The organism is Dyadobacter sp. BE31, from assembly GCF_031457695.1.
GTDB lineage: Bacteria > Bacteroidota > Bacteroidia > Cytophagales > Spirosomataceae > Dyadobacter.
This window is the reverse complement of sequence record NZ_JAVDXA010000008.1, coordinates 232833-246244: the sequence shown is the minus strand read 5'-3', so window position 1 is coordinate 246244 and position 13412 is coordinate 232833. Positions and strand designations below refer to the sequence as shown.

Sequence of the window (13412 nt, the reverse complement as noted above, 5' to 3'; positions counted from 1 at the left end):
CCCATGAAGAAGAAACTATCAACCATATTTGCGGTAGCCGGCCTGCTGATGCTCAGCAACGCCTGTACCGACCTGAAAGAACAAGTGCTTGACGAAACACTCACGGCAAAACTTTCAGAAGAAGAGACAGTCAACGGGCTGCTGGCACCAACCTACGCATTGCTGCCGAACCTTTTCCAGCATACCACCTATTTTGCATTGCAGGAAATCTCCACCGACGAGGCTATTCTCCCCTATCGAGGCGGAACCGACTGGGGTGATAACGGTATATACATCGCATTACACGGCCACAATACCACCAGCACCGATCCTAACGTGAACAACACGTGGAACCAGCTGGTACAGTCTATTTCGCGGTGTATCACGGCTATCGAAGGTCTTAAAACAGCTACCTCGCCCAACGCGGCACTTTACACTGCCGAGGCCCGCGGTATGCGCGCTTATTACAATATGGTTATGCTCGATTTATTCGGCATTGCGTTTGTGAAGGACGATCCGGGAACTACCTCAAAGATTATCCGCGGTGACGAGGCTGTCAAGTATATCGAAAGTGAATTGCTGGCGGTTGAGCCAACGGTGCAACCAAAATCTGTGGTTGGCCCCGGCCGTTTGAACCAGGCTGCCGTATGGAGCCTGCTGGCGCGCCTGAACCTGAATGCTGCCGTGTATCGCAACATCTATGGTGCCACATTCGATTTCAAGGCCGAGGATATGGACAAAGTGATCCAATACACCGACAAGGTGATCAACTCCGGCCAGGCGAAACTTTCGGCTGATTATTTCGCGATTTTCGGAAACAACAACCATACCAACGAAGAGATCATTTTCGCGGTAGACCAGCGTGCCGAGCTGAACGGTCACAACCGTATGGCCTACTTCTCGATTTCAGGCGACCAGTTCCCACTGGCTGAATTCCCCGCTGCGAACGGCACCGACGGCCCTGCGATCACTTCCGATTTCTACCAGAGCTGGGTACAAGCCTACGGGGCAGTGGATCCCTCACGTGATCCGCGTTTTTACCAGCAAAACATGTCGATTTACACCAATGCCGCTGATACTTGTGTCGCTGACGCTGACTACAAAATCAACCGTGGTATCCTGAGAGGCCAGCAATACGGTGCATTGCGTGTGAATGGTGCCTTCCTCCGCTGTCCGGACGGCAAGCTGAAAGTAGGAAAGCTAAGCTACGTAACGCGCAACCGCGCCGATTTGCCAGTGAGCTTCTCTGAAATGATCGACTTCACTACGGCCGGAAGTAACTACAACACCGGCTATCGCGTGGAGAAATACGAGTTCAGCAGCAAATCCAACACTGGCCGTAACCGTGGCGAAGCCGATATCGTGATCGCACGCCTGGCGGACATCTACCTGATGCGTGCCGAAGCGAAACTGCGCAAAAGCAACGATGCTGCCGGTGCTCTGGCCGACGTGAACCTCGTGCGCGCATCACGCACGAAGACGCTCGCTCCACCGGCATTGACCAGCATGACCCTCGACCTCCTGTTCCGCGAACGCGGCTTCGAGTTTTACTGGGAAATGCTCCGCCGCCCGGACATGATCCGTTTCGGCAAATACGAGGGCCAATGGACCGAAAAAACGAATACCGACGTAAAGAAACGCATCTTCCCGATCCCGCAAACGGCTATCGACGGCGCGTCGAATTTGCCAGGGTACTTGAAGCAGAATGATGGGTATTGATGTTTGAGTAACAAAGAAAAGCCGGTCGGAGGAATCTGACCGGCTTTTTGTTTTAGTTTAAACCAGAATTATTATTCCAAGGGCTCTGCTACCTCTGTACCTTCGCTCAACTCCTTCTCGACGGGCTGGTCGCCATAGGTATTCACGAACGTTCGCTGCACGCGCGAAGATTTGATTAAGTAGGGAATCCATATGGCGGAGAAAAACATCGCCCGGCCTATCGCGGCGATTGTGTTATTGAGCTCGCCATCAAACATATCCCCCATTAATGCGTAGCTAAGGCAAGTGTCAAGAATAATACCCAACAGATTGATTCCCAAAAAGTAGATATAAAGTGTAGGAAATGAATCCCGCTTTTTAAAGAATAGAACCGCAACCAGTATTGCGTAACCGATCATCACCCCGTTAAAACATAATTCGAAGACCAGCAATGCGTGGTAAGCCGTCGAAACGAGCATCCCCCTGGCTTCCATTGCGTCCCAGTGGGCCAAGGAAACATAAACCGGCAATTGCTGGCCGACGAACTGAGCCAGCAGGGTAAGGGGCGCAAATCCCACTGAAATTGCCAGTAAAATCAACCAACCGCCCAAGATAACCCCCGACTCATGGAAATGTCTGTAACCCGGCGAATACCGGTACAATCTTCTGAAAAATGTAACTGCGAATATGCCGACGACAATCAATAACCCTACCATCCAGCCGTTGATGTCGGATACATCAAAACCGGCTGATTTCGGCTCTGTGAGTTGATACTCGAGGTTTTCTACCAGCTTGTCAATATCCGCCTTGAACTGTTTGGCTTCGGCCACCGGCACGTGGTCTTTCAGTGTTTTAAGCTGGTATTTGAGTTGCCAGGTATATTCCTCAGGCAGATATTTCGATTCAAAACTGATGATGTAGGAGCTACGCTTAATTTCCCATTTATCCGCGGGAACATTCCACGCATCCGGCATATGTACATTAATGATATAGTTCTGATCGGATGGAAATTTAAGCGAAACCGGATCTTTCCTCGGGCGGCCCGGCAAAATGTTCAGCGTAGTATAAAGCGTCTTGCCAAATACGTCGAAATAGAATTTATTGGTGGCACTATCGAGTTTCCAAGGTTTTTTGAGAGAATAGCGCTCTACCAATGAGAAGCTGTTGCCTTCGCGTTGGTCATAGTATTCCAGTGTATCCGTAGCCTCCACCACAGCGTGTTTGAAGAGGTCTTTGTAAAAATTGAGATAATTCTCCTCCGTTTCCGACACATCGCCTTCCTGAAACTGTGCCCGGAAATCGTCCGCATCGCCTTTGTAATAGGCTGTTTTTACCTGAATCCGCCCTTCCGCTGTTGAATCGCCGGTCGGCGGCAGATAAATATCCTCCACGATATCGACATTTCCTGCATTATGGTCGGGGATGGTAACCAACTGGTTCTGACCGCTTTTGAGTAACAGGCCCTTACCGTACGGCGGGCAATACATTTGGGGTACTGCCCCCCCCTGCAATGACATCGTGGCATCGATGAATACAAAACTGAACTCATTGTCCTTGGCAATCTTCTCCTGCACACGCACACGGGCAATCACGTGGTTGAAATCCGCTGGAGAAGGGAGGTTTTCCGCTATCTGCGAACGTTTGTAAGAATCGACCAATACGGGATCACATTCAATATCATTAGACCTCAAAATAGCACAAAGCAGGAATGTTTTGTCTTTACAATCACCATATCTTTGTGCAAATACTTCTTCCGGTTTGTGAGGCCGATGCGAATTTTCACCGGTTTCAATGCCCAGGTAGCGGATCTCGTCCTGGACAAACCGCACTGCCTTTCCGATAAAGTCCAGCGTACTCTCACTTTGTGATTTCCATTCCTCGACCTTCGCTTTCAAAGCTCCCCCAGGCACTGGTACCTGATAGAAATTCAGCCCCCAGTCGACCACTTCCTTCCAGGTCCCGAATTCCGTCACTTGAACCGATGGCTCCTTGCCGTACCAACCCGGAACATAGTCGTCGTAGGAGTTATTTTTGACATTACGTACATCCCATTCGTACAGCGTATTCCCGCTGAGGCTCTGTGCGGTTCTTACGGGAGGTTTATTGAAATCCTTGAAATGCAGTACCCTGCCAGCCGGCGAGAGAATGGAGTTATGAATATGCGCGATATAGTCATACGCATTGAAATAAAGAAAATCGGAGTACTTATTCATGAAAACCGGGTTCCAGCCGGTTGTCGAATACGCCACATCGATTCGGTCGCCTTTACGGATGTCCTTCAATACCAGCGAGGCAGAATGAAAGCCGTTGTAAATAAATCGCTGGCGCTCTGACTCAACGGGCATAACCTTGAAATCCCCCTGCTTCAAATGGGAAATGCGTTGCCCTCCCCGCCAGACAGTCACTTCATGAAAGTCTACCCGCTCGTAAGCCGGATCGAAAGTGACCGAAATCTCGGACCCGTTCTGAATGCCGCTTTCTGAAACAATTTGCCTCACGAATCGCCGGTAAGTACTCTTTGCCCCGAGGTTTACCTGCTTATCGACAAAAGAAATGTAATACCCGCCGGAAAAGTCCTTCGCCGACGGCGCTTTCCCACCCGGCGTAACCGGCACTACCCACGACGGAACAGGCTTGACACCAATGGAAGGAGCTGCCCGTAGTTCGCCAATGCACATAGCCAGCACACACAATACGGACAGGAAGAGTCGGATTGAACGGAATGTAAATGTCAAGTTAATAAATCAGATAGAAGAGTTACAGATCGACTAAGCTATTCATATTTCTCCAAAGTACCTGATAGCTACAAACTATTTATTTTACAAAAAAGCAGTTCGCTGAGGATGTTTCAAATCCGCAGCGACGACTCCCTGATCACCAGTTCCGACGGCAATACAATGCTCTCCGGTGCGAAATCACCCGAGCCGTTCAACTGATTGAGAAACAAGCGGGAAGCCTCCATGCCGATCTTCCGCCCCGGGCGGTGAACGGTAGTGAGCGACGGAAATGTGTAGGCCGAAATGGGCGAATTGTCGAAGCCCACGAGCCCGATATCCTGCGGAATGCGCAGTCCTTTGTCTTTGGCCACACGCATTGCCCCGATCGCCACCTGGTCGTTCACACCGAAGATTGCGTCGGGCGGGGACGCGAGTTCGAGCAGGCGCTTGGTAGGCAGAATGGCGCTCTCTACGTTGAAGTTTGTGTTCAGGATCAGGTCTTCGCGGATAGGCAAATTGTACTTTTTGAGGCAATTGATATAGCCCTTGAAACGCTGCTCAGACACGGTAAGTCCATTAGGTCCCTTCAAATGCGCAATCTGCCTATAACCTATTGAAATTAAATGCTCTACGGCTGCAAATGCTCCGTGGTAATCGTCCACAGTAGCACGGCTTGTTTCGAAATCCTCATACTCACGGTCGATGAAGATGAGCGGGGTTTTACGCTGGATCACGCTTTCGAGATGCTCGTAGTAACCGGCATCGTAAGTCTCCTGAGAAACCGACAGGAATATCCCTTCGGTACGGTTGGAGAGCAGTTTGGACAACGATTCTTTTTCAAGCAGGTAGCTTTCGTTGGTTACGCAAATATTGAGCGTGTAACCCATGGGCTGTAACACCGTATGCAGGCCTTCGATGACCGCCGTTTCGTAGTAATTGCTGATCGTCGGAACCACTACCCCGAGCGACGCGGTCTTTTTATTGAGCAGGCTCAGCGACACTTCGTTACGCTGGTAGCCCACCTCTTTGGCATATTCCTGGATGTTTTTCCGGGTGTCTTCATTGATGGCCGGGTGGTCGTTGAGCGCACGGGAAACAGTGGATGGAGAGCACCGGAAACGGCGTGCAATGTCTTTGATCGTAACAGGACGTGAGGAATTCATGGGTGGGAATAGGACAATTAATTCTTTGAAATTTTTTCAAACGTTTGCATTCAATATTAACATATTTACATTTTGTGTTTAATTTATACAACACTATCATTGTGCAAATGTAATGGATTTACCACAATGAGTAACCTGCTAGTTAAGCCCCGAACACACAACAAGACCTATCATTCCCTCACCGCCGAACAGGCTGGCTGGACGTACCTGAACTTCGAAGCTAAAATACTGGAAGCAGGCGAACAAATCGTGGGAGATACGGGCGAATATGAATATTGCTTTGCATTGCTGGGCGGAAATTTCAAAGTGGAAGCCGCCGGGCAGGTCTGGGAAACAGGCAATGGCCGCAAGGACGTGTTCAGTGGAATCGGGCATGCGATGTACCTCTCGCGCCGCACGCCGTTCGTACTTACGGCGCAGTCGCCCGGTACCGACATCGCGATTTGCAAAGTCCTTTCCGACGAAGACCACCCGCCGCGTATGAAGCGCCCTGAGGAAGCGGCCATCGAATACCGTGGTGGTGACAATGCCAACCGTCAAATCAACAGCCTGCTCGAACCGGGTTTCGGCTGCCATAAGATCGTTTGTGTGGAAGTGTACACGCCTTCCGGCAATTGGAGCTCTTTCCCCGCGCACAAGCACGACGAGCGCAAGGTGGCCGAGGACGGCACTTTGCTCGAAGCGAATCTCGAAGAAATCTATTTCTACAAAATCGACAAACCGCAGGGCTACGCCATCCAGCAGGTTTATACCGAAGACCGCTCGCTTGACGAGATTATCCGCGTGAAAAACAATGAAGCGGTGCTCGTTCCCAAAGGCTACCACCCGGTAGTGGCCGGACATGGCTATAATGTATATTACCTCAATTTCCTCGCAGGAAGCGACCAGTCGCTCGCCAACACCTCCGACCCCGACCACGACTGGATTTACGGAACGTGGAAAGGCGCCGATCCAAGACTACCGATTGTCACGGCGGAGATGAATGGATGAAAAGGACTTCGGCTGTCGGCTTTCGGCTGTCGAACTGTTGGTGAATAAGATAAAATAACGAAAAACAAGGCCGACGGCCGATAGCCGAAAGCCGAAGTAGCAAAAAAATCCATGCCCAAATACGATCTTCTTACCCTTGGCCGCTCGTCCATTGACCTCTACTCGGCCAACGTGGGTAGCCCTTTTGAAAAAATCGAGGCATTCAATGCATTTGTAGGCGGCTGTCCGCTCAATATCGCCACGGGGAGCCGTCGCCTGGGTCTGGAAACGGCTATCCTGACCGGCATCGGCAACGATCAGGTCGGGAACTTCATCAAGCACTTCCTCGACAACGAAGGCATTGTTACCGAATGGGTTCCGGTTATCGAAGGCACCCGCAGCTCGGCCGTAGTACTGGGTATCGAGCCTCCCGACCGTTTCCCGCTGGTGTATTACCGCGAAAACTGTGCGGATATCAACCTGAATATCGATCACGTATCCGCCATACCGTTCCAGGATTTCAAGGCTGCCGCATTCTCGGGCACGGCGTTCAGCAAAGACCCAAGCCGTACTGCGATGTTTTATGCCCTTGAACTGGCAAAAAAGAATGGTGTTACGCGATTGCTTGACATCGATTTCCGCGCCGACCAGTGGTTTGATCCACGTGCATTTGGGATAACCATTCGCGCAGCATTGGGTAGCTTCAATATCGTGGTAGGAACAGAGGAAGAGATCCTCGCCACGTTTTTGACCGATAAGGAACAGCTTCTCATCAAACATCAGCAAATATCGGCCCCCGAAATCCGCGGGAACATTGAGAATGCCATTAATGAAATCCTGAACTCGGGCGTGGAGACGCTGGTCGTGAAGCGCGGCAAGGATGGTGCGTCCATTTTCCAGCCGGGTAAGGAGGAAGTGAAAGTGCCCGGTTTCCCGGTAGAGGTACTGAACGTGCTTGGGGCGGGTGACGCGTTCTGCGCCGGCTTCTCGTTCGGACTGTTGCGGGGCTGGGATTTGTACAAAAGCGTGCGGATGGGCAATGCGTGCGGGGCGATCATCGTGACGCGCGAAGGCTGCGCGAATTTTATGCCGGCCTATGATGAAGTAATGGAGTTCGTGAAAGGATACGGAGGATTATAAGTTTTAAAATACAAATGGAAAAATTACAGAATTACATCAACGGCCGCTGGGTCGACAGCCACTCCGACAACTATGTGGACGTGGTGAACCCCGCCAACCAGGAAGTGCTGGCGAAAGTGCCTTACGGTAATGCGCAAGACGTCGCCGATGCCGCTGCGGCTGCCCAGGAAGGCTTTCAGGAATGGAGAAATACGCCGGTTTCGAAGCGGGTGCAATATTTGTTTAAACTCAAAACAATACTCGAAGACAACGCCGACGACATCGCGCGGACTATCACCCTCGAATCGGGGAAGACGTTCATCGAAGCAAAGGCCGAAATGGTGCGCGCGATCGAGAATGTCGAAAATGCGTGCGGTATGCCCACCCTCATCCAGGGCGAGTTTTCGGAAGATATTGCCAAGGGCATCGACGAATATATGATCCGCCAGCCGCTTGGCCCGTGCGCATGTATCGCGCCGTTCAACTTCCCGGGGATGATCACGTTCTGGTTCCTCCCCTACGCACTCGCCTGCGGGAACAGCTACATTATCAAACCATCGGAAAAGGTACCCCTAACCATGACCAAGATTGTTGGATTAATGGAGCAATTGGATCTTCCGAAAGGGGTACTAAACCTCGTGCAAGGCGCGCGTGAGACGGTGGACGCGATTCTCGAACACCCTGTTATCAAAGGGATCAGCTTTGTGGGTTCTTCCAATGTAGCCCGCTATGTGTATGCCAAAGGTTCGGCCAACGGCAAGCGCGTGCAGGCACAAGGCGGTGCCAAAAATCCGGTAATCGTGCTGCCGGATGCAGATATCGATATGACTTCACAGATCGTGATCGACAGCGTTTACGGCTGCGCTGGTCAGCGATGCCTCGCCGCCTCGACAATTATAACCGTTGGAGAGCACAAAGATATTACGGAAAGCCTGGTGGAATCGGCACGGAACCGTAAAACAGGTTTCGGCCTGGATTCGGATGTGTTAATGGGGCCCGTTATCACAGCAGAGAGCAAAAACCGCGTTCACAGCCTCATCGACAAGGGTTTGCATGAAGGTGGCCGTCTGCTCGTGGATGGACGCAATGCGAAAATCGATGGCTACGAAAACGGCAACTTCATTGCGCCTACCATTATCGAAGACATTCCACTGGACGGCGAGTTGGCCGCTACCGAGATTTTCGGACCAGTGCTAAGCCTTGTACATATTAATACCATCGAGGAAGCGATCCGATTCATCAATTCCGGCAAGTATGGGAACATGGCCTGTATTTTCACCAGCAGCGGCTTGAATGCACGGCGTTTCCGTCATGAAGCCGAGGCGGGGAATATCGGTATCAATATCGGTGTCGCCGCTCCTGTGGCACAGTTTCCGTTCTCGGGCTGGAAGGATAGTTTCTACGGCGACCTTCATGGTCAAGGCAAGCACGCGGTCGAATTCTTCACCCAAACCAAAGTGGTGATCGAGCGCTGGCTGAAAGAATGGAACAGGAAGTTTTAGAAATTAAAAAATTCTAATCAATTCAATTCTAATCAATTCTAATCAATTCCCGTCGACTTAAGTCGACGGCAAGGGATGATCAAGAATCTTGAAAATATATCTTTTCAAAATCTTTGACCGCCGACTTTAGTCGACGGCTGCAACTCGCTCGCAACTTCTGAAGATGACAAAAAAACTCAAAACCGGTGTGATCGGACTGGGCCGGATCGGCCAAATCCACCTTAGCAACCTCGTGCACCATATGCCCGATGCGGAAGTGATTATCGCTTCCGACCTCTCGCCTGCTGCACATGCATTCGCTCGTGACCTCGGTGTTCCCGAAGTCGTAACGGATGCTTATGACGTGATCAACCACCCCGACGTTGAGGCGGTGATCATATGCTCCCCCACGCCTTTTCATGTGCCCTACACGGTAGCCGCCGCAGAAAAAGGGAAGCACGTTTTTTGTGAAAAACCCCTGGATGTAACGTTGGAAGCGATTCAGGCTGCCGAAAAAGCGGTGTCGGACAACAATGTGAAACTAATGCTCGGCTTTAACCGCCGCTTCGATGCCAACTTTATGAATGTCCGGCACCTGGTTGCCAATGAAAAAATCGGAGAGCCGCACATTCTCCGCATTACCAGCCGCGACCCGGCGCCGCCGCCGGTAGAATACCTGAAGGTTTCGGGTGGGATTTTCCTCGACATGTCCATCCACGACTTCGATATGGCGCGCTACATTGTCGGAAGCGAGGTAAAAGAGGTATTCGTGAAAGGCGACGCGCTCATTCACCCGGAGATTAAGGAATTTGGTGATATCGACACAGCAGTGATCGTGTTAACCTTCGAAAACGGTGCGATAGGTGTGATCGACAACAGCCGCAAGGCCGTTTATGGTTACGACCAGCGCCTGGAAATCTTCGGCTCGAAAGGCATGGCGAAGGCCGAAAACAATACTACCGATACACTCATTCATTTCGACAGCAATGGCGGCCATAGCTCGTTACCGCTGCATTTCTTCCTCGAAAGATATGAAACTGCCTATCGCGTGTGCCTTAAAACGTTCATCGATTGCGTGTTGAAAGACACCCCATCGCCGGTGGATGCGCACGACGGCCTCATGGCAACGGCAATCGGTATCGCTGCCATGAAGTCGCTGACCGAAGGCAGAAGCGTGAAATTGGACGAAGTGCTGCATTATGCGACCGCGGTTCAGGAATAGTCAAACGTAGTCATGTGTGGTCAGGAGTAGTCAAACGTAGTCATGTGTGGTCAAGTATTGTCATTTATAGTCATGAATGGTCAGGTGTAGTGGAAAATGAATAAGTTTGGCCCGCATAAATGACCAGACCTCACTAAACCTGACTACACTTGACAACTCCTAACTACAAATGACAACACCTGACAATACCTGACTAAACCTGACAACACCTGACCACACCTGACAACACCTGACCACCAATGACAACACCTGACCAAGACCAAGCCCCGACATCATTTACCGTAACATTTAACCAACTAACCCTTTCATAAGCATGTCCACTACCGGTCTGCAATCGCTGGATTACATAGTATTTTTCATCTATCTGATAGGCGTTTCCGCTTACGGTTACTGGATTTATAAAAAGAAAAGCTCGAAAGAGGTTAGTTCAACCGACTACTTCCTTGCAGAGGGCTCGCTGACGTTCTGGGCGATCGGTGCTTCCATCATCGCATCCAACATTTCGGCGGAGCACTTTATCGGGATGTCGGGATCGGGATTTGCCATTGGCCTGGCCATCTCTTCCTACGAATGGATGGCAGCAGCCTCGCTGATCGTCGTCGCATTGTTTATCCTGCCGGTTTATCTTAAAAACAAGATCTACACCATGCCGCAATTCCTGCGGGAAAGGTATAGCCCCACGGTGGCGACGATCATGGCGGTTTTCTGGCTATTGTTATATGTATTTGTAAACCTGACGTCGATCCTCTACCTGGGCGCACTCGCGCTCGAAGTGACCGCCGGGCTCGATTTCAACTACGGCATCGTAGGGCTCGGTCTGTTTGCGATCGTGATCACAATCGGCGGAATGAAAGTAATCGGGTACACGGATGTCGTACAGGTAATAGTGCTCGTAATGGGAGGTTTGGCGACGACCTACCTTGCTTTGGACCTCGTTTCGGAGCATTTTAACAGGCCGGGTCTTTTTAATGCGCTTGCATTGCTCCGCGAACAGGCCGATTCCCATTTCCATATGATCCTGCCGAAGGAGCATCCTTTTTATAAAGATCTTCCCGGTTTGACGGTGATTATCGGTGCAATGTGGATCAACAACCTCGCTTATTTCGGCTGCAATCAGTACATTATTCAGCGAAGCCTTGGTGCGAGCTTGCCAACGGCCCGGAAAGGGATTCTTTTCGCGGCGTTGCTCAAACTGCTCATTCCGATCATCGTCGTAATCCCGGGCATTGCCGCATTTGTTTTGTACCAAAACGGCATGTTCCAGCAGGAAATGCTCGATGGGAATGCGGTGAAACCTGACCACGCCTACCCTGTTTTGCTCAACCTCCTGCCAGCGGGTCTGAAAGGAATGGCATTTGCCGCGCTAACCGCCGCTATTGTTGCGTCGTTGGCCGGCAAAGCAAACAGTATCTCAACGATATTTACATTAGACATTTACAAACAGTACATCGCCCCGCACGCTACCGAGCGCCAGCTTGTGCGCGTAGGCCGCTACACGATCTACGTCGCGATGGGCATCGGTATCCTCATTGCCCCGCAACTGAGGGTGCTCGACCAGGCCTACCAATTCATTCAGGAATATAGCAGCTTCATTACCCCGGGTGTGTTTGCCATATTCATCCTCGGTATGTTCTGGAAACGGACTACATCGGCGGCGGCTCTCACAGCCGCATTGCTCACGATCCCATTATCGACAGCAGGCAAGTTTATGTATCCTGAAATCCCGTTCCTCGATCGTATGGGCTATATCTTCCTGATCCTCTGCGCCGTGATCGTCGCCGTTTCCCTGGCCGATCCGAAGAGCAAGGACAACCCGAAGGGCCTGAAAATCGAGGCGTCGATGTTCCAACCCGGCAAGAGTTTTGTGATCGGCTCGGTGCTGATATGTGGTGTGCTGGCAGCTTTATACACGATATTTTGGTAGCTGTCGGCTGTCGGCTGTCGGCTGTCGGCTGTCGGCTGTCGGCTGTCGGCGATAAGCGAAGTCCAGAGTGTTTAGTTCTCGGGCAAATGCATTGATATTGAAAAAACATCCATACCATAAATGATCGACTGCCGATTACCGACAGCCGAAAGCCATTAACCAGATGCTTCTGACGACGAAACAATTGTTCCAAAAATGCTATGGCCGCTACGCGATACCGGCCGTCAATGTGTTTTTCATGGAGGAAATCCATGGCCTTTTCGCCGCAGCACAAGAGGCTAATGCGCCTTTCATCGTACAAACTACGCCCTTCGCACGTGACTACGCGAATGCGGACATGCTACTGTCTATGATAGGTGCGGCGGCACGCATCTACCCGCACGTGACGTACGCGATCCATATGGATCATGGGTATGAAGCGCACATTTTCGATGCGATCGACAAGGGCGGCTACACGTCCGTGATGATAGATGCCTCGCACGACAATTTTGAAAAAAATGTAGCCCGTACCAAAGCCGTAGTGGCCGCAGCACATGCCAAAGGCATCAGTGTGGAAGCCGAGCTCGGCGTGCTGGCCGGTGTGGAAGATGATCTGACCGTGGACGCGGCGCATTCATTTTATACCAATCCGCAGCAAGTCGAGGATTTTGTGCATGCGACCGATTGCGACAGCCTGGCCATTGCCGTCGGTACCAGCCACGGTGCCTACAAATTCTCGGGCGGGCAAGGTTTACAATTCCACATTCTAGAAGAAATCCAGCAGCGCTTGCCGAGCTTCCCGCTCGTGTTGCACGGCGGCTCCAATGTGGTGCCGGAAGTGATCGAACGCATTAATGCGGCCGGCGGCCAATTGAAAACCGATGCCAAAGGTGTGCAGGAAGAAGAAGTAAGGAAGGCTATTCCGTTGGGTATCTGCAAGATTAACATTGCTACCGACACGCGTTTACTATGGACGATGGTCAACCGGGAGTTTTTCCGCGACCGCCCTGACGAATTCGCCCCCACTACCCCGGGGAAGATTTTTATGGAGGAATACAAAAAGTTTATGCTGAAAAAATTCGACCTGTTCGGTTGCACGGGCAAGGCGGGCGATTTCAGCAACATTATCAGCTGACTCTGTTTCGAACAGTAAATATTCAA

General features: G+C 51.2%; 9 protein-coding genes. 7 read left to right on the top strand and 2 right to left on the bottom strand.

Features of this window, described 5'->3' with window-relative positions:
- Nucleotides 1-3: 3 nt before the first annotated feature.
- Nucleotides 4-1698, top strand: a complete 1695-nt coding sequence (locus J2Y43_RS30955) for a RagB/SusD family nutrient uptake outer membrane protein (RefSeq protein WP_309991923.1) — start codon at nt 4-6, stop codon at nt 1696-1698.
- 71 nt (nt 1699-1769) lie between these two features.
- Here the strand turns inward: J2Y43_RS30955 and J2Y43_RS30950 are convergent, their stop codons facing one another.
- Together J2Y43_RS30950 and J2Y43_RS30945 are read right to left on the bottom strand one after the other, a co-directional pair.
- The gene (locus J2Y43_RS30950) at nt 1770-4412 is read right to left on the bottom strand and encodes a DUF3857 domain-containing protein (RefSeq protein ID WP_309991922.1); all 2643 of its coding nucleotides are present in this window, start codon (nt 4410-4412) and stop codon (nt 1770-1772) included.
- Between the two features lie 113 nt (nt 4413-4525).
- The gene (locus J2Y43_RS30945) at nt 4526-5557 is read right to left on the bottom strand and encodes a LacI family DNA-binding transcriptional regulator (protein WP_309991919.1); all 1032 of its coding nucleotides are present in this window, start codon (nt 5555-5557) and stop codon (nt 4526-4528) included.
- Between the two features lie 126 nt (nt 5558-5683).
- Between J2Y43_RS30945 and iolB the strand changes: the two genes are divergently transcribed.
- The 6 genes from iolB (at nt 5684) to J2Y43_RS30915 (ending at nt 13386) form a co-directional block, all read left to right on the top strand.
- A complete protein-coding gene (gene iolB / locus J2Y43_RS30940; RefSeq protein WP_309991916.1) occupies nt 5684-6547 on the top strand; it encodes a 5-deoxy-glucuronate isomerase in 864 nt (287 codons plus the stop codon).
- Nucleotides 6548-6658: 111 nt separating this feature from the next.
- Nucleotides 6659-7666 carry a 5-dehydro-2-deoxygluconokinase gene (gene iolC, locus J2Y43_RS30935; RefSeq protein ID WP_309991915.1) on the top strand — a complete coding sequence of 336 codons (1008 nt, stop codon included), beginning with the start codon at nt 6659-6661 and terminating at the stop codon, nt 7664-7666.
- 14 nt (nt 7667-7680) lie between these two features.
- The gene (locus J2Y43_RS30930) at nt 7681-9147 is read left to right on the top strand and encodes a CoA-acylating methylmalonate-semialdehyde dehydrogenase (protein WP_309991914.1); all 1467 of its coding nucleotides are present in this window, start codon (nt 7681-7683) and stop codon (nt 9145-9147) included.
- A gap of 163 nt (nt 9148-9310) precedes the next feature.
- The gene (gene iolG, locus J2Y43_RS30925; protein WP_309991912.1) at nt 9311-10348 is read left to right on the top strand and encodes an inositol 2-dehydrogenase; all 1038 of its coding nucleotides are present in this window, start codon (nt 9311-9313) and stop codon (nt 10346-10348) included.
- A 313-nt stretch (nt 10349-10661) separates the two neighbouring features.
- Nucleotides 10662-12272: a sodium:solute symporter family transporter gene (locus J2Y43_RS30920; protein WP_309991909.1), complete on the top strand. Its 1611-nt coding sequence runs from the start codon at nt 10662-10664 to the stop codon at nt 12270-12272.
- Nucleotides 12273-12435: 163 nt separating this feature from the next.
- The gene (locus J2Y43_RS30915) at nt 12436-13386 is read left to right on the top strand and encodes a class II fructose-bisphosphate aldolase (RefSeq protein WP_309991906.1); all 951 of its coding nucleotides are present in this window, start codon (nt 12436-12438) and stop codon (nt 13384-13386) included.
- Nucleotides 13387-13412: the final 26 nt, after the last annotated feature.